This is a genomic window from Streptomyces hokutonensis (assembly GCF_042751305.1).
GTDB lineage: Bacteria > Actinomycetota > Actinomycetes > Streptomycetales > Streptomycetaceae > Streptomyces > Streptomyces hokutonensis_A.
Genome location: NZ_JBHYWD010000001.1, coordinates 648,128 through 664,685 on the forward strand (window position 1 = coordinate 648,128; position 16,558 = coordinate 664,685).

Consider the following 16,558-nt stretch of genomic DNA (forward strand, 5'->3'; position numbering starts at 1 on the left):
CGAGATGTCCCTTTCCCAGAGGAACGCCATACAGGCGGAGGAGATCCGGCCCGGCGCCGTCACCAACCCCCGGAACACCATGAACATCGTCGTCGACGTGCAGGGAGCACTGGACCCCCAGGTCCTCGACGCGGCGTTCCGGGACCTGATCGCGCGGCACGAGCCGCTCCGGTCCCAACCGGTGGCAGGTACCACCCAGATGGAGATCGAGTCCGTCGAGGACGCCTCGCTGGAGCCGCTCGACACGTCCGGCGATCCCGCAACCGACGCGAACCGGCTGGCGGCCCTCCTGGAAGAGACTCCGGTCGATCTCGGCTCGCCCCCGTCCGTCCGGGGTTTCCTCATCACCTGCCACCCGCAAAAACACCTGATCGGTCTGGTCTTCCACCACTTCGCCGTCGATCCGACGTCCCTGCGGCTGGCCGTCACCGAACTGGCCGCGCTGTACACCGCCCGGCTGCACGGACAGCAACTGCCGCCCAACACGATGCAGTACGGCCAGTACGCGCGTTGGCAGGTCGAGCGGCTCGCCGACAGGGCAGCATCCGATCGCGAGGCATGGCAGACCGCGCTCGCCGGCGTCCACCCACCCCGGTACGAACGCGACATCTCCTTCCGACCGGGGTCGTCTCCCGCCAGCCGGGTGCTGCGTACCGAATTGCTCGACCACGCCGAAATGCGCACGGTGCTCGCCTGGTCGCGACGTCATCGCAGCACGCCGTTCACCACGCTCCTGGCCGCGTTCGCCCTCGCACTGCGGGCCCGCACCGACACCGATGACCTGTTGCTGGCCACTGTCTTCGAGCAGCGCGACCGTAAGGAAGCCCGGCAGTTGATCGGCCCTTTCATCTATCCCACCGTGCTGCGGTTGCGCACCAGGTCGGGCGAGTCCGGGCCCGACTGGGCGACCAGGGTCCGGACCTCCGTCACAGGCACTTACCAACGGGCGCAGTTCCCCCTGCGAGATCTTCTGGGAACCGTCCCCCAACTGGTTCCCGGGCTCACGGGCCAGGCGCCGACCTGGTACCGCATGTTCGAGTACCTCCCGAACGTCGACACCGGCGGTTTCGCCTTCGGCCAGGCACACGGCAAAGTCACCCACTCCACCGGCACCGAGCAGGAAGACAACCACATGGGCTTCTTCCTGCGGGTCCGACGCACCCCCCAGGGAGCTCTCGTGGGACGGACCGCCTACGACGCGGGCGAGTTCAGCGAGGCCGGCGCCCTGGCGCTGCTCGACGACTTCCGTTCACAGCTGGCACGGCTCTGCGCGACACGGGAGACCGCCTCGCGGTGACCGAGTCCCCCGACTTCTCACCGCGCCGCCAAATGCCATCGGTGACGCCAACTGCCCGGCCGGCTCGCCCCGTTGGGCACACACTCACCCCGTCGAACCCGATAGGAATCCCATGATCCGCAAAGCTGTGATCCCGGTCGCCGGCCTGGGCAGCCGCCTCCTCCCGCTGACCAAGGCCCTGCCCAAGGAGATGCTTCCCATCGGCGACAAGCCGGTGATCGAGCACACAGTGCGAGAGCTCGTCGCCTCGGGGATCAGAGACATCACCATCGTCACCTCCAGCCGCAAGACCCTGATCCAGCAGCACTTCGCCCCCGACACCGACATGGAGCTGCAACTGCGGACCACGGACAAACACGCACTCGCCGACACCGTGCGCGAACTCTCCGACCTGGCCGCGCACGTCAGCTTCATCCACCAGAACGGGCCGTACGGCAACGGCACCCCCATCCTCAACGCCTCCCGCATCATCGGCGACGAGCCGTTCATGGTCCTGTGGGCGGACGACGTCTTCGTCGCCGACGTCCCCCGTGCCCAGCAACTCATGGCTGCGTACGAAGCCACCGGCGCCCCCGTCCTGGCGCTCATGCCGATGGACCCCGCCGATGCCTCGCGCTACGGCGTCCCGGTCGTGAAGGAAGATCTCGGAGGTGGCCGACTACGCATCTCCGGACTGTATGGAGAAGCCGAAGCCGAAGGATGCACCTTCGCCGTACGCCGCGATCGGCGGATACGTGATCACTCCAGGCATCGTCGCCGAGTTGGAGGAGCAGACCCGCCGCTGGCACCTCAACCCGCAGGGGGAGATCTACCTCTCCGACGCCCTGCACACCTACGCCTCCGCCAATCCGGTCTACGGGCAGGTCATCGCCGGTACCTGGTACGACACCGGCTCCCCGCAGGCGTACCTCGAAGCCCAGTTCGCCCACGCCCTCACCCACCCCGAGTACGGCCCGGCACTGCGCCGGCTCGCGTACGGCCTCGACGTCGACGCCGGGACGAACCAGTCCGGCTGAACCCCGCGAGGAGACCGGACAATGCGCTATGGCCTCCGGGGATCTGCAGATTCCCTTTCCAGGCCAGCGGATCCACGGGGGCGCCACCGCCCGGGTGGACCTTCAGATGGAGGTGGGGGCCTGACGAGTCGCCAGAGCTGGGGTACACGGAAACGGGCGCCTCAACTCACGGCGCTGCCCTTCTTTCAGGTGGTCCAGTCGACGTTCCAGTCGCCGTAGCCATTGTTGGTTGCAACTGTGTCGACGGAGTTGAAGACGGTGACCGGGTCGCCGAGGTGGACCTGGTCGTAGAACCAGTTGGCGTCACACGTGCTCATGTCGATGCAGCCGTGACTTCCGGTGACCACGCCGAACTTGCCCGTGTTCTACGGCGCCATGTGGACGTACGTGCCGGACGGGTGAGCTGGACGTCCCACTTCACCGATCCGAGGTTTTACGCCTCGGGACCGAAGATGCCGACGGCTGAGGAGTTCATGCGGATGGTCGGGACTTGGCCCAGCACGACCACCGTGCCGTTCCAGGTCTCGAAGCCCTTCTCGCCGGAGGAGATCTGCAGGGTGCGCAGCGTCCGGCCGTTCTTCGCGACCGTCATGGTCTTCTTGTTGACGTCGAGGTGCTGGTCACGGCGTCGCCGATAGTGCAGTTCACTACGCAGTGCTGAGTGCCGCACACGCCGCCGCCCGCGGCAACGCCCGCGAGGTTCATGCGCGCATTGACGTTTGTGCCTGCCTTCTCCTCTTCTTTACCTAATGGTCTAAGTGTGTTCGTAGATGATCGAGGCCCTTTCGGTTCCCGTGCGTCGGCGCGCTGCCGGTCCGATTGTGACGTGTGTCAGACTTCTCCGAGGTCTACTAAATATTTTCGTAGTCTCACTGGGTCGGGAACCCAAGGGTGAGTATCCGGGTACCCCCCGGGGGTAAGATGTCGATTCCTGCGATCGGTAACCACGACACAGGTGGAGATCATGGCGATACGGGCAGCACACAGCGGAGGCGGCACAGTCGTCCGCTGGACGTACGGGGTGTTCCTCACCCTCTGCGTTGCGCTGGCCGTGTTCGTCCACCACGAGACGTCCGCGATGGGCACCTCCTCGTCCATGTCGATGCCGGGCCATGCCGGGCACGTGATGCCGGGTTCCGCACAGGCTGTACACGTGATGGGTGGCGATGCGTCGACGTCGGTCTCGGACGACTCCTCGCACGACGTCGAAGACGGCGGGTGCGCCATGCCCGGCATGCAGCACTGCACCTCGGCGAGCGTCGACACCGTAGAGCTCGCCGTACCGGGCCAGAGCTCGTTCGACGCTCTGGTGAACCTGAGGCAGGCCGCGGCGGGACGCACACCCGGTGCACTGATCGGCCGCGCTCCGCCAGACCTCTCCGTCCTCTCTCAACTGCGCCTATAGGCCGCGCCGGACGGCGCGCGATGTGCCGTCCCTCCGTGACCACATCGGCAGTTGCGAAACAGAGGACACAACGCAATGAACAGCATCAACCGACGCTCCGTCCTGCTCACCGGCCTGGGAGCCGCCGGAGCAGGCGTACTTGCCGCCTGTACCAATGGCTCCGGCTCCGGCGGTGGCAACGCCCTGGTCAGTCCCACCGCCTCGGCCGTCACCGCCGCCGACATGAAGCGCAAAGCCACGGGACGGCGGAAGAAGGTCGCCCTGACCGCGGCACCCGCGATGATCGACCTGGGTGGCGGGGTCATGCCCAAGACCTGGGCCTTCGACGGCCGCACCCCCGGCAAGGAGGTCCGCCTCTCCGCCGGTGACACTCTCATCGCCGAGTTGTCCAACCAGCTCCCGAACAAGACCACCACGTCGATCCACTGGCACGGCATCGCGCTGCGCAACGACATGGACGGAGTGCCGCCCGCCGTCCAGACCGCCGTGCGGGCCGGTTCCACCTTCACGTACAGCTTCATCGCCCCCGACCCCGGCACGTACTTCTTCCACCCCCACGTCGGCGTCCAGCTCGACCGCGGCCTGTACGCCCCGCTGATCGTCGAGGACCCCAAGGAGCCGCTGTCGTACGACGACGAGTGGGTCGTCCTCCTCGACGACTGGCTCGACGGCGTCACCGGCACCCCCGACGATGCCTTCGCCGAACTCAAGCGCGGCATGGCCGACATGGCCGATATGGGTGACATGGGCGGCATGGACATGGGTGGCAGTGCGAGCCCCAGCAGTTCGGATACCGGCATGGGCAACATGGGGGACATGGGCGGGATGGACATGGGCGGTTCCGCCTCTCCGTCCGCCTCGGTCTCCTCGTCCGGCGACATGTCCAAGAAGTTCATGCTCACGGGCGCCACCAGCACGCTGCTCGGCGGCGACGCCGGCGACGTGAAGTATCCGCACCACCTCATCAACGGCCGGGTGGCCGCCGACCCCGACGTCTACACCGGCAAGCCCGGCAAGAAGGTGCGCCTGCGGATCATCAACGCCGGCTCGGACACCGCTTACCGGGTCGCCCTCGGCGGCCACAAGCTGACGATCACCCACACCGACGGCTTCCCGGTCCGGCACCAGGAGGTGGACGCCCTGCTGGTAGGCATGGGGGAGCGGTACGACGTCCTCGTCACCCTCGGCGACGGCGTCTTCCCGCTCGTCGCTCTGGCCGAGGGCAAGAACGCCAGCGGCCTCGCCCTGGTGCGCACGGGCTCGGGGAGCAAGCCCTCAGCGACGGTCCGCCCGAGGGAACTCAGCGGCATGATCATGACGGCGTCCCAGCTGCAGGCCGCCGACGACGTGCGGCTCAAGTCCGCCAAGACCGACGTCACGCACCAGATCAAGCTGACCGGCGACATGATGAAGTACAACTGGTCCATCAACGGCAAGCAGTTCGACATGGCGAAGCCCGAGGCGTACCCGATCGTCATCGAGGAGGGCCAGCGCGTAAGGCTCGACTTCGTCAACACGACCGAGATGTGGCACCCGATGCACCTGCACGGCCACACCTACCAGCTCGGCACTTCCGGCCCGCGCAAGGACACCGCGATCGTGCTCCCCAAGAAGACGGTGTCCGTGTTCCTCGACGCCGACAACCCGGGCCAGTGGATGCTGCACTGCCACAACGCGTACCACGGTGAGGTCGGCATGATGGCGAACGTGGCCTACAAGGCCTGACGCTCTCCGCTCATCGCCTGGGTGCGCTCATCGGTTCGCGGTGGGCGCGCCCGCATCCGTGCGTATACGAAGGCTGAGTCCAGGAGACGGGCGTGAAATCCCCCTGGCGGGCGGCGAGTTCGCGGCGACGACCGTAGCCGCTGGTTCACAGCCCATCGACGGGCGCGGTAACACTTGACAACGTCGGACGCCATCGGCGCTGCCTCAGCATGAGCGAGGGCCACCTTCCCCGGACGCAGTATTGTCCGGGGAAGGTGGCCCGTTGTGACATCGGCGCGCGTCAGAGCACGCGTACCGCCCCGGTCGGCGGGTCCCAGGAGAGGGGCCTTTCGACGATGCCCGTGGACGGGTTCTCAGCCCCTACGAAGTTGCCGCCGCCCACGTAGAGCGCCACGTGGTAAGCGCCGCTGCCGGCGGAGCCCCAGTAGAGGATGTCGCCCGGCTGGAGGTTGCTCAGCGAGACCGGGGTGCCCGCGGTCGACTGGTCCTGCGACACCCTCGGGAGGCTGATGCCCGCCTGCTTGAACGCGGCTTGGAGCAGGCTGGAGCAGTCCCAGGAGTTGGGGCCGGTGGCGCCGAGCACGTAGGCATCGCCGATCTGTGCCTTGGCGAAGGCGATGACTGCGGCCGCCGAACCATTGGCAGTCGACGAGCTCGTCGAGGCGCTGGAGGTCGTGGAAGTTGCCAGGGTGGTCCGCTCGGTGTTGCGGGAGGTGGCCAGCTCGGCGGCGGCCTTGCGGGCCGTCTCGGCCTTCTGCTTGGCCTCCGCCTTCCTCTGCGCGTCGGCGAGGTCCGCCTTGGCCTGCTTGGCGGCACCGGCCGCGGCCGCATCGCGCTCCGCCTGCAGTTCGTAGTGCGCGGCGGCCTGCTGTGTGGCGTCCGCGGACTGGGCGACCTGAGCGGCCAAGTCGGCGGTGAGCGTGGGCAGTTCGAGGGTCTGCGTCACCGGCTCGGAGGCGTTCGCCGCGCCGGACGCTCCGGCCATTGCCAGGGTGCCGAGGACGCCACTGGCAACTCCGGCCCGCACTGCCATTCTCGACGTGTTGCGGCTGGGCTTCCTGTGGCTTGGTATCTGAGCGGTGTGGGGCATGGGGACAACTGGTACCAGGGTCTCCCCCGAATCTTCAAGGAACGTGTGGTGCGCCACATGTGTCCAGCGTGCACCCCGAATTCCGGGTGCGTCGCACCTTGTTGGCGCCATAACGGTCATTGCGGGCCTCGCGTGCAAGCCTTCAACTAAGCACCTTCGTTGTTAAGTCCGAATTGCGACTGCCTTGTCGCTGGCCAGGGTTGGTGGCCAGGCCTGGTTCCCTTGAGCGCGAGGGTCGTGTGACGCAGGTCACGAATTGCAGCTTGTTGTGGCCGTGAATTGTGGAGACGTTCGGTCGCCGGGTGGGCTCATCGGTTGGCGGGCCTCTCTGGAGCGGTCGACAGCAGCGGTGGGAACCCGACAGACCTGTACGCCCTTGCAAGCGAACCTGGATCAGACCCGGACCCCGAACTCGAACGCGCCGCCGATAGTGCTCATCGACTCGTACCGGACGACCGTGCCCGTCCGGGGGGCGTGCAGGATCTGCCCGTTGCCTGCGTAGAGGCCGACGTGATGCAGATCGCCGAAGAAGAACACCAGGTCACCTACCTGGAGATCGCTCTGTGAGTAGATACGCGTACCGATGTTGGCTTGCTCCTGCGACGTGCGCGGTATGGAGACACCGGCCTGCGCGTACGCCCAGGAGGTGAGGCCCGAGCAGTCGAAGGAGCTGGGGCCGGAGGCACCGTACACGTACGGCGTGCCGATCTTGGTCTGTGCGGCCTGGAAGGCGGCACCCGCCCGGCCGGAGGCCGGCTTCGCGTCGCTGAGCACGCTGCGTGCGCTGTCGCGGCTGGCTCGTTCCTCCTTTGCGGCCAACGTCGCCTTCTCCTGGGTGGTCAGGGTGTTGAGGAGCTTCTGCGCCTGGCCGAGCTTCGCCTGGACCTCTTTCTTCTTCTTGCCCAACTCTGTGCGGGTGTCCGCGAGGTCCTTGAGCTTGGTGGCGGCTTCCTGGCGCTGTTGGGCGAGTGCGCGTTGCTTCGCTTGGACCTTCTTCAACTGCTCGATCTGCTGGGCGCTCAGCTGGTCGAGTGTGGACGCCTTGTCGAGGTAGTCGTCCGGGTCGGAGGAGAGGAAGAGCTGGACCGACGGGTCGATGCCGCCGGTCCGGTACTGGGCGCTGGCCAGCGAGCCGAGGCCGTCTCGCAGGGTGTTCAGGTCGCTCTGGCCGCGCGCGACCTTGTCCTGGAGATCGGCTATCTCCTTCTCGAGCTTCTTCTGCTTGTCCTTGGCCCCGTCGTATTCCTCGGTGGCCTTCTCCGCCTGCTCGTAGAGGGTGTCGGTCTTCGCCTTGACCTGGTCCTTGCTCGGTTTCGGTGCGGCCTGGGCGGCCTGGGACGTCAGGGCCACGGCTGCTGCGGCGGTCGCGGTGAGGACGGTCACGCGGGTGCGGCTCGGCTGCTTTGGTCGACGGTGTGACGCCATAGAGGCGAGCTCCTTCTTCCTTCTTCCTTCAGCCGCCTGCCAACGTGCCGGAGGGCGGGACCCTCCGCCGTCACTCCTCATGAGTGAACACCTGAGCGGAGGTTCGAAGCCAGAATCTACTAACCTTCTTACGAGTAGTTCAAATCCTCGCGGGGGCCTTCTTGTCCCCGGCTGCAATCTGCCCGTTCAACTCGCCTGAGGCGCTGGCGTGGTGACGATGCGCCGCGTGACGGGGTTCGCGAATCGGGGCGTCTTGCGTGTTTGCTGTGATCGGTGCCTAATACTGCAGCCGCAGTTACGGGTGCCGGTGGCTGCTGCGGCGGCCTGAGGGCGGGCATGCGGCGTGTCGAGCTCGGCCACCGAGTGGCCGTAACTCGTCACCCGTGACGTCACCCAATCGGCAGCGCCGGAAAACGGTTCGCGCGAAGACCAGGCAGTCGGCACCCTGGTCCTCTATGTCGAAGGGGGCCGGGTGGCGGCAGCACAGGGATTTACATACGAGGGACGGGGCGACGGCTCCGTAGTGATCCTGCACCGAGGCCGCGTGGCGACGGTACTGCGCGGGAGCCGGAAGGCACAGTTCGTACGGGAGGTAGCGGATGGGGATCCACAGCTGGTGATGGCCCGCTGGACGGGTAACTACCGGCGCGGCAACGAACGGACGGCGCGCCGGCATCCGCGCAATGCGTGCTGATAGGGCAGGTGGAGTTACGGAGGTCGGTGGCCTCGGCGGCGGTAGTGGCTGAGGCGGGCGCGGTGTTGATGGCGGCGGCGCCAGCGTGACCAGTGCAGGATGTGTCCGGCCTCGTGCCGGACGCCGTGGGGGAGTCTGCTCAGCAAGCGGCGGATTTCGTTCACGCTCAGTCGGATCAGGTCGCGGTTGCCTCCCCCTTTTCGGCGGTGGCAGCCCGCAAGGGGGTCAGGTGGGCGGCGGCGGCCGTGGCCAGGGTGATAGGTCGGTACCAGGCCGGGTAGTGACGGACCTGGTAGTGATCCAGGCCGGCTTCGTTCTTCGCGGCCTGGAAGCACTCCTCGATCGCCCAACGAGCGCCGGCGGCCCGCGCAATCTCCGCCGTCGCGGTACCCGCCGGCGTGTGGGTGAGGTAGCAGGCGCGCTCACCGTCGGCGAGGCTGCGGCGGATCAGTAGGGCGTCTTCGAAGCCGTCATCACTCGCCCCGGGAAGCGGGACCAGGGCCCAGGCGTATTCACGCAGACCGTGGGCACCCTCCCCGGCCGAGCGGATCTCCCGGGCGTGCTCCGGCAGGATCGCCGAATCGGTGCGGGCGTTCTGCCCGCGCGGCCCGTACTGGTGCTTGCAGGCGATCGCCAGCACGTGGCTCAGGCGCTGCCCGGCCAGCCAGCCGCGCAGGACGGGGTCCTGGCCGTAGACCTCGTCGCCGGTCACCCAGCGAAACGGCACCTTCGCGGCAACCGCCCGCTCCAGCATCGCGCGGGCCAGCGCGGGCTTGGTGCGGAAGGTGACCTCGTCGCCGACCCTCGCGTCCGCCCGGCGGGCCGGATCCTCCATCCAGGAGGTCGGCAGGTACAACTCCCGGTCGATCAACACCCGCCCCCTCGTGGAGGCGTAGGCCAGGAACACCCCCACCTGGCAGTTGTCGATCTTCCCGGAGGTGCCGGTGTACTGCCGCTGCACACCGGCCGACCGGGTGCCCTTCTTGATGAACCCGGTCTCGTCCACGGCCAGCACACCGTCCTCGGCGCCCAGATGCTCCAGTACGAAACCACCACGAACCTCGTCACGGACCGCATCCGCATCCCGGTCGGCCTGGTTGAGCAACCGCTGCATACCGTCCGGGCACAGCTCACTGGCCTGCTCGGCCAACGGTCCAGCCGTTCTTGCGCTCCAACGGCGCAAGCAGGCCCCGCAGACACTCCCTCGCCCAGTCGCCGGACTGGACGACCGTCGTCAAGCGGCCCGGGCCGGGGGAGCGCGACACCGGTGGGGCGGGATCGCCGCACAGTACGGAGCTTCTGCCGACTCTTCGGCAGGAGCTCCGTCGCCATTGAGTGGCGGACGGTCGTCTGTTGACTCGTGCAGCGCACGCCCCGAGGCCGCGGAACTTCGCTCAGCCTGTCATGGTCGACTTCTTGCCGGACGGGGTGACGGCGAACCACATCTTTTCCTTGGCCTGGCCGTTCATCTGTCCGGCCTTCGTGTCGCCCATGTACCGGTACAGCGGCCAGCCCCCAAGGGTGAGCTGCTTCATGCCGTCCGAGCGGTCGACGGAGCCGAGGAGGCTCTCTTCCACCCCCATCGTCTGGACGGAGTCCTGTGCCATTACCGGCATCCAGGTCTTCGCGCAGTCACCGGTACACATCGACATGGACGGGGTCGGCTTGTCCATGTCGTAGCGGTAGAGGGTCATCCCCTTGTCGTCGGTGACCACGCTGCCCATGCCCTGGACTGTCTTGGCCATCAGCATGGTCGTGGTGGCCATGTGTCCGCTGGCGGAGTCACCCGTGGCGGCCGGTGTCGACGTCGCGGGAGCCGAGGTGGCCGTGGTGACCGGAGCGACGTTGGCTGGGCTCGAACTCGAGGAGCTGTCCTTCGAGCCGCCGCACGCCGCCAGCAGGAGCGTCGAGGCGAGCCCTGTGGCCGCGGCGAGGACGATACGTTGCCGGATCACGGCGTTTCCCTTCGTCGGGGGCTGGTTCTACTTACTCACTTAGTACGTCGGGCAACTCCGTTCCGCTCAGGCGCTGATGCCACATGACCCAGTCTTGACTCTTGATCGCGCGCCCGATCGGCGGGTCGCCGTCGAGTCGCCTCAATCCGGGGCGCGGGCCAGGGCCTCGATGAGGTGCGGTCCCTTGCCGAACCGCACGATCGCCTCCCGGTTGGCCTGGAGTTCGCAGTACGGCAGGTGCCGCACCTTCAGGTCCGCGACCCGTGCTGCGGCCGGGACCGGAGGGAGCACGTCGGGTTGCCCGCCGGGCGCGACCATGAGCTGCTGCCGCGTCCTGCCGTCATCCGCGCTGCTCAGGCCGCCAACGGCCCTTTTTCCCGGGCGGTTCGTTGATCTCCTGCTGCTTGGGGCCGCAGTCGTGCGCGCCGTCGACCTCTGGGAGCGGGTTCTTCTGGTTCTCGCGGATGCCGTTGCACTCCTCGGTGGGAGTCTCGGTCTCCGCGTAGGGCTTCTCCACCCGCTCGCGCACATCGTCCACCGAGGGGCTCCGGCGCCGACTGGCTCTGCGGTGGCAGGCGGCTCATGGCGCCGGTCGCTACGCCGAGGGTGGCGATCCGTGTGCGACCGGGTGGTTCCGGCCGTCGGGTCGGTGCCACCGGCGGCGGCGGGATGTCGGTGAGAACTTAGTAGATTCCTAGTTCGTGTCGCAATCGGGTCTGAGGCACAGTGATCACGCACCCGGCCTGTCGGTCAAGGCTGCTGAGCGGGTCAGCCGAGGCCGGGCGGGCAGGCGACCAACAGCGGCAGCAGCGGGACCACCAAAGCCGCGGCGGCCACGGATCCCCACAGGACGGGGTGCGCGGTCCTGCGTGGACCGAGGACCCGCTGCAGGCGGATGAGTACCGTGTGGCCACCCGCGGCGAGGGCACCCTTCGGGGCGCGCGCCGCGGCCATCTCGTACATGGCGGTGGCCAGCACCTCGTGGGAGTGACGGCGCAGCGCCCGGTCGTCGGCGATCATCTCCAGCAGCAGTGCCGTCTGCTCCCGGGCGTGGCGGGCGAGCGGCACCCATGGGAAGACCGTGTGGAACGCCTCGACAGCGGCGAGGACCAGGTGGTGGCGGCCGGCGATGTGGGCCTGCTCGTGTTCCAGGACGGCGCCGAGTTGGTCGGGCGTCAGCTGGCGTACCGCCGCGTCGCTGATCACGATCCGGGGGTGACGGCCGGGCAGGCAGTAGACGGCCGGGATGTCGTACGGCAGGACGGTGGCGCACAGGCGGGCCGAGTGGCGCCCCACCAGGTCCACGGCTTCCCGGTGTTGTGTCCGCGCCCGACGGGCTCGCACGACGTGGAAGGCGAAGCTAGCGCCGAGGGCGATCCCGATAGCCACCGGGAGGCCGACGGCCAGCCGGTCGGCGGTGTCGGGACTGGGCTGTTTCGCGCCCTCGGTCAGTCCACAGTTGTGCAGCAGGCCCAGGAGTCCCGCGTGCAGATGCTCGGTTGGCGTGGCCAGGGTGGCCGCGGTGAGCGCGGTGGCGATCGAGAACGAGACCGCCAGCGCGTGCCACACCGCCGCGGCCAGGGCGGGGGCCCGGTGCGTCCAGCTGCCGCGCAGCAGCACGTGCGGGGCTGCGAACCCCACCGCTGCCGTGTAGGCGACCAGGGCGGGGACCGCGTTCACGGCTTCGCCTGTCGGCTCACGTTCCGCAGGGCCCTGCGCAGGGCGGCGACCTCTTCCTCGGACATGTTCTCGACGAAGTGGACCAGCGCGGCCGGGCGGTCCTTGCTCTCGCCCAAACCGTCCTCCATGAGTGCGGCCGAGTAGGCCTCACGGCTGCGGACCGGCGAGTACAGCCATGCGCGACCATGCTTGCCGCGCAGCAGCCAGCCCTTGTTGTACAGGATGTTGGTGACGGTCATCACGGTGGTGTAGGCGACCGGACGGGTCTTGTTGATGTCGTCGACGACCTCACGCACCGTCGCCGGACGGTTCCACGTCCAGAAACGATCCATGATCTCCGCCTCAAGGTCCCCCAGCCGTCGCATGGCACTGACTCCCTTTCGCCACCGAATACGCAAGCACATAGTAGACGGCTGGCCTGTGGGGCTTGCGCGGATCCCACGGCGTTCTCGCAGTGGCCGCACGTCATGCCGGACACGTAGTACCGGGTCGTCAGTACGTCGGGCACGGGTTCCTCCTTGTTGGGAAGCCTCAATACCATGGGCGGGTACCGCCCGTCCGCGGGTATTCCAGTGATGTGCGGGATGCAAGGGGCCGGTGGTTCATGCCTACGATGGAGGCGTGGCAGGCTCCGCACAGCTCGCCCGACCGCAACGGACGTTGCGGTTCTGCGAGTTGCTCGTGTGCGCCTTGCTGTTCGGCCTGATCGGCACGCACGGTCTGGGGCCGGTGCCTGCGGCCTTTGACTCCGGGCATGGCGGGATGGCGGCGTCCGCGCACACGGATGTCATGGCCTCCATGCCGGACGAATGCGATCCGGGCGACGGCGGCTGCACGGGCCATGTCGGTCATGCGGACCCGACCTCTGCGTCCGCGTCCGTCGCCGGGGCCCCTGTGTTGGTGCCGGTACTGCTGCCCGATGTAGTGGAGTGCTTCGAGCCGGCGGACGTAGGTACCTCGCCGTTCGGCAGCGGCCCTGACGGCGGCCGGGCCCCGCCCTCCCTCTCCGAACTCCAACTCCTGCGGATCTGGACCGTCCCGCGCGTCGCCGCCCGCCCCGCTGATGCGGCGCCGTGCCTCGGCATGCCCTTTACGGATCCGAACACAGGAGCTCAACCATGACCGCCCACAGCAAGCTCATCCGTCGTACCGCCCTCGCTCTGCCCGCCGTTGCGGCCGCTCTCGTGCTGACCGCCTGTGGCGGCGGCAGCGGTGGTCACGACATGGGGTCGATGAACTCCGACTCCAGCCCGTCCGCGACCGCCTCGGCGAAGGCCGGCGCCCACAACGCCGCTGACGTCTCGTTCTCCAAGGAAATGATCCAGCACCACCGTCAGGCCATCGATTTGGCCGATCTCGCTGACAGCCGCGCCTCCTCGCAGGAGGTCAAGGACCTCGCCACGAAGATCAAGGGGGCGCAGGACCCGGAGATCAAGACGATGTCCGGCTGGCTCACGTCATGGGGTGAGGAGATCCCCGCGGACATGTCCGGCATGAGCCACGACATGTCGTCCTCCATCTCTGGAATGATGAGCAGCGACGACATGCACGAGCTGAAGAAGGTCTCCGGCACCGAGTTCGACAAGATGTTCCTCGACATCATGGTCCAGCACCACCAGGGCGCCATCACGATGGCCACGGCCGAGAAGGCCGACGGCAGGTACGCTCCCGCCACCAAGCTCGCGGATGACGTGATCACGGCCCAGGCTGCCGAAATCAAGGAAATGAACAAGATGCTCGGCAAAAGCTGACGTATCGGCAGGAGTGGGTGTGGCCGACCGGGAGGCCGGTCGGCCACACCTTTCCGCCCGCTCACCGGGTCGCAGAGGTCCGGTCGGCCTTCCACTTGAGGCGTCAGACGGGGGCGGGTTGAGGTTCCTTGCGCACAGTCAGGCGTCCGCTGCGGGCTAGAGCGGCGACGGAGGCGGCGCACACGAACCCGGTGACGGTCAGCGCGCACCACGTCAGCCAGAGAGCCTTGTGCCGTTCGGCGAAGTCCCAGAGGGCGCCGGTGGCCAGGTTGCCGAGGGTGATGCCGAGGCCGGAGACGGTGTTGTAGAGGCCGTAGTGGGTGGCGACGAGGCGGTTGTCGGAGAGCGTGACGACGGTGTCCATCTCGAACGGGTAGACCACTGCACTTCCGGCCGCGAGCAGCGCCACCGCCATCACCAGTGCGGTGACGACAGCGGCGGTGGCGTCCGGTGGAGTGAGGGCCAAGGGCAGGAAGGCGAGGCCCATCGCGGCCAGTCCTCGGACCAGTGCCTGCGCGGGGCTCCACCTTTTTTCTGCCCAGCCGGTGAGCCGGAGCTGACCCAGGACAGCGACGGCCGCCGAGACGACGAACAGTCCGCTCGTCGCCCAAGTCCCCTTGGATCCCAGGGCGTTCGCCGCGGCCAGGGGCAGTGCCAGGTAGACCTGGAAGGTCAGTACGTACGAGCCGATCATCGCGACGGCGAAAAGCAGGAAGGGCCGGTTGGCCACAACCGTGCGCCACTGACCCAGCACGCCGCCCGGCGTCGACGCCGTGGAGTCGCCGCGACGTGCGGGCAGTGCGTGCCACTGCATCACGGTCAGTGCGGCGAAGATCGCGGCGGCGACCGTGCAGACGAGGCGGAAGTCGGCGGCCAGCAGGGCGAGTCCGACGAGCGGGCCCAGCAGCATGCCGGCCTGGTAGTAGACGTTGAAGGTGGCGAAGGCGTCGACGCGTCGCTCACCGGCTTCGGCGGCGAGGTAGGCGCGGACGGCGGGGTTGAACAGGGCGCCCGCGAAGCCGGTGGCCGCGGAGGCGACGATGAGGGCGGGGAGGTTGTCGACCCACCCGAGAAGGCCGAAGCCGACCGTGCGCAACAGACAGCCGGCCATGATCGGGAACTTGTAGCCGAAGCGGTCGGCGATGGTGCCGCCGACGAGGAACATGCCCTGCTGGGAGAAGTTGCGTACGCCCAGGACGAGTCCGATCGCCCAGGCCGCCAGGCCGAGTTCGCCGGAGAGGTGGGCGGCGAGGTAGGGCATGAGCATGTAGAAGGCGAGGTTGATGGCGAACTGGTTGGCCATCAACATCCGCGCGGCGGGCGGGAAGGAGCGGGTCTGCCGCCACAGGGTGTTGTTCATCGGGCAGCTCCTGCCAGGGCGCCGGAGTTGACGTCCCTTCGGCCAGCCGTGGCGAGGGGGTCGATGATGCGGGTGCAGCGCGTCCAGCGGGTGACGGTCCGGTCGCCGGGGTGGGCGATCTCGTCCGGGTCGTCTGCGGGCAGGTGGCCCAGGAGGCCGTGTTCGTGGCAGTAGATGTCGTCGAAGACCGTGCCGACGTAGCGTTGCGGGCCGTCGGGGAAGACGGCGATGATCCGGTCCTCGGCAGGCTGGGTGCGGGCCAGCCAGCGGGCGACGAGCGCGACTGCTCCGACGCTCCAGCCGCCGGTGGCGTAGTGGTGCCGGGCGAGTTGGCGCGCGGCCCACACGGACTCGGGCGCGCCGATCCAGTGGACCTCGTCGAACAGGTCGTAGGCGACGTTGCGGGGGTAGATGCTGCTGCCCAGTCCGCGCATCAGACGGGTCGCCGGGGGCTGGCCGAAGATGGTCGAGCCGGTGGTGTCCACGCCGACCACTCGCAGGTGGGGGAAGTATCCGCGCAGGACGGAGGCGATGCCGGCCGAGTGGCCGCCGGTGCCGACGGAGACGACGAGCGTGTCGATCCGGCCGAGCTGGGCGATGAGTTCGTGGGCGAGTGGGGCGTAGGCGGCCACGTTGTCGGGGTTGTTGTACTGGTCGGGACACCAGGTGTCGGGGTGTGCGGCGAGGAGTTCCTCGACGCGTCGGCGGCGGGCTTCCTGCCAGCCTCCGGTGGGGTGCGGGGTGTCGACGAGGTGGACCTCGACGCCGTACGCGGTGAGCAGTCCCGTCATCAGGGGTTCCATGCCGGGGTCGGTGACGACGGTGACCGGATGGCCGTACGTGGCACCGGCGAGGGCCAGGCCGAGGCCGAGGGTGCCGGAGGTGGACTCGACGATGCGGGCCCCGGGCAACAGTTGTCCGCGTTCGTGGGCGGCTCGCACCATGTGCAGGGCGGTGCGGTCCTTGATGCCGCCGGGGTTGTGGCCTTCGAGCTTGGCCCAGAAGCCGCGGCCGTCGGCTGTGAAGGGGGTGCCGATCCACAGGACGGGGGTGCCGCCGACCAGTCCGGCCGGGGTGAGCGTCGGGCGCTTGGCGTCGGCGAGGAGCTGGGCGGGCGAGGTCAGGCCTGGCGTGGGGGTGGTCTGGTTCATGGCGTGCTT

17 protein-coding genes and 2 pseudogenes are annotated in these 16,558 nt (G+C 68.2%); 7 read left to right on the forward strand and 12 right to left on the reverse strand.

Annotated elements, in window-relative coordinates:
• The first annotated feature begins 4 nt into the window (after positions 1 to 4).
• Positions 5 to 1,297: a condensation domain-containing protein gene (locus tag ACFXC1_RS02945; protein ID WP_381237910.1), complete on the forward strand. Its 1,293-nt coding sequence runs from the start codon at positions 5 to 7 to the stop codon at positions 1,295 to 1,297.
• 112 nt (positions 1,298 to 1,409) lie between these two features.
• A pseudogene (locus ACFXC1_RS02950) lies at positions 1,410 to 2,313 on the forward strand (UTP--glucose-1-phosphate uridylyltransferase).
• Positions 2,314 to 2,498: 185 nt separating this feature from the next.
• Here ACFXC1_RS02950 and ACFXC1_RS02955 read toward each other — a convergent pair.
• Both ACFXC1_RS02955 and ACFXC1_RS02960 read right to left on the reverse strand, forming a co-directional pair.
• On the reverse strand, positions 2,499 to 2,630 hold the full coding sequence (locus ACFXC1_RS02955; protein WP_381237913.1) for a hypothetical protein: 132 nt from the start codon (positions 2,628 to 2,630) through the stop codon (positions 2,499 to 2,501).
• A gap of 116 nt (positions 2,631 to 2,746) precedes the next feature.
• The gene (locus tag ACFXC1_RS02960) at positions 2,747 to 2,983 is read right to left on the reverse strand and encodes a L,D-transpeptidase (RefSeq protein ID WP_381237916.1); all 237 of its coding nucleotides are present in this window, start codon (positions 2,981 to 2,983) and stop codon (positions 2,747 to 2,749) included.
• Positions 2,984 to 3,277: 294 nt separating this feature from the next.
• On the opposite strand from ACFXC1_RS02960, the gene ACFXC1_RS02965 reads away from it, so the two are divergent.
• On the forward strand, positions 3,278 to 3,718 hold the full coding sequence (locus tag ACFXC1_RS02965) for a hypothetical protein (protein ID WP_381237919.1): 441 nt from the start codon (positions 3,278 to 3,280) through the stop codon (positions 3,716 to 3,718).
• A gap of 75 nt (positions 3,719 to 3,793) precedes the next feature.
• Positions 3,794 to 5,443: a multicopper oxidase family protein gene (locus ACFXC1_RS02970; RefSeq protein WP_381237922.1), complete on the forward strand. Its 1,650-nt coding sequence runs from the start codon at positions 3,794 to 3,796 to the stop codon at positions 5,441 to 5,443.
• Positions 5,444 to 5,723: 280 nt separating this feature from the next.
• On the opposite strand, the gene ACFXC1_RS02975 is transcribed toward ACFXC1_RS02970, so the two are convergent.
• Positions 5,724 to 6,533 (reverse strand): C40 family peptidase, encoded by an 810-nt coding sequence (locus ACFXC1_RS02975; protein WP_381237925.1) that lies wholly within the window; start codon positions 6,531 to 6,533, stop codon positions 5,724 to 5,726.
• A gap of 393 nt (positions 6,534 to 6,926) precedes the next feature.
• Complete coding sequence (locus ACFXC1_RS02980; protein ID WP_381237928.1) at positions 6,927 to 7,958, reverse strand: C40 family peptidase; 1,032 nt, start codon at positions 7,956 to 7,958, stop codon at positions 6,927 to 6,929.
• A 472-nt stretch (positions 7,959 to 8,430) separates the two neighbouring features.
• Between ACFXC1_RS02980 and ACFXC1_RS02985 the strand changes: the two genes are divergently transcribed.
• Positions 8,431 to 8,652 carry a hypothetical protein gene (locus ACFXC1_RS02985; protein ID WP_381237931.1) on the forward strand — a complete coding sequence of 74 codons (222 nt, stop codon included), beginning with the start codon at positions 8,431 to 8,433 and terminating at the stop codon, positions 8,650 to 8,652.
• Positions 8,653 to 8,827: 175 nt separating this feature from the next.
• On the opposite strand, the pseudogene ACFXC1_RS02990 reads toward ACFXC1_RS02985, so the two are convergent.
• The 6 genes and pseudogenes from ACFXC1_RS02990 to ACFXC1_RS03015 all read right to left on the reverse strand — a co-directional run bounded on the left by ACFXC1_RS02990 (position 8,828) and on the right by ACFXC1_RS03015 (position 12,652).
• Positions 8,828 to 9,917 (reverse strand): annotated as a pseudogene (locus ACFXC1_RS02990) (IS701 family transposase).
• A 129-nt stretch (positions 9,918 to 10,046) separates the two neighbouring features.
• Positions 10,047 to 10,607, reverse strand: coding sequence for a hypothetical protein (locus ACFXC1_RS02995; protein ID WP_381237936.1), 561 nt, complete (start codon positions 10,605 to 10,607; stop codon positions 10,047 to 10,049).
• A 141-nt stretch (positions 10,608 to 10,748) separates the two neighbouring features.
• Positions 10,749 to 10,925, reverse strand: a complete 177-nt coding sequence (locus ACFXC1_RS03000) for a hypothetical protein (protein WP_381237938.1) — start codon at positions 10,923 to 10,925, stop codon at positions 10,749 to 10,751.
• Between the two features lie 22 nt (positions 10,926 to 10,947).
• Positions 10,948 to 11,145: a hypothetical protein gene (locus tag ACFXC1_RS03005; protein ID WP_381237940.1), complete on the reverse strand. Its 198-nt coding sequence runs from the start codon at positions 11,143 to 11,145 to the stop codon at positions 10,948 to 10,950.
• 230 nt (positions 11,146 to 11,375) lie between these two features.
• Entirely contained in the window at positions 11,376 to 12,287 is a 912-nt protein-coding gene (locus ACFXC1_RS03010) for a M56 family metallopeptidase (protein WP_381237942.1), read from the reverse strand.
• On the reverse strand, positions 12,284 to 12,652 hold the full coding sequence (locus tag ACFXC1_RS03015; RefSeq protein ID WP_381237945.1) for a BlaI/MecI/CopY family transcriptional regulator: 369 nt from the start codon (positions 12,650 to 12,652) through the stop codon (positions 12,284 to 12,286). Before ACFXC1_RS03015 ends, ACFXC1_RS03010 begins: the two co-directional genes overlap by 4 nt.
• 256 nt (positions 12,653 to 12,908) lie before the next feature.
• Between ACFXC1_RS03015 and ACFXC1_RS03020 the strand changes: the two genes are divergently transcribed.
• Together ACFXC1_RS03020 and ACFXC1_RS03025 are read left to right on the forward strand one after the other, a co-directional pair.
• The gene (locus ACFXC1_RS03020) at positions 12,909 to 13,409 is read left to right on the forward strand and encodes a DUF6153 family protein (RefSeq protein WP_381237948.1); all 501 of its coding nucleotides are present in this window, start codon (positions 12,909 to 12,911) and stop codon (positions 13,407 to 13,409) included.
• The gene (locus ACFXC1_RS03025) at positions 13,406 to 14,038 is read left to right on the forward strand and encodes a DUF305 domain-containing protein (RefSeq protein ID WP_381237951.1); all 633 of its coding nucleotides are present in this window, start codon (positions 13,406 to 13,408) and stop codon (positions 14,036 to 14,038) included. Before ACFXC1_RS03020 ends, ACFXC1_RS03025 begins: the two co-directional genes overlap by 4 nt.
• A gap of 103 nt (positions 14,039 to 14,141) precedes the next feature.
• Here the strand turns inward: ACFXC1_RS03025 and ACFXC1_RS03030 are convergent, their stop codons facing one another.
• Both ACFXC1_RS03030 and ACFXC1_RS03035 read right to left on the reverse strand, forming a co-directional pair.
• Positions 14,142 to 15,398: an MFS transporter gene (locus ACFXC1_RS03030; protein WP_381237954.1), complete on the reverse strand. Its 1,257-nt coding sequence runs from the start codon at positions 15,396 to 15,398 to the stop codon at positions 14,142 to 14,144.
• The gene (locus ACFXC1_RS03035) at positions 15,395 to 16,549 is read right to left on the reverse strand and encodes a PLP-dependent cysteine synthase family protein (RefSeq protein WP_381237957.1); all 1,155 of its coding nucleotides are present in this window, start codon (positions 16,547 to 16,549) and stop codon (positions 15,395 to 15,397) included. Before ACFXC1_RS03035 ends, ACFXC1_RS03030 begins: the two co-directional genes overlap by 4 nt.
• Between the last annotated feature and the right edge of the window lie 9 nt (positions 16,550 to 16,558).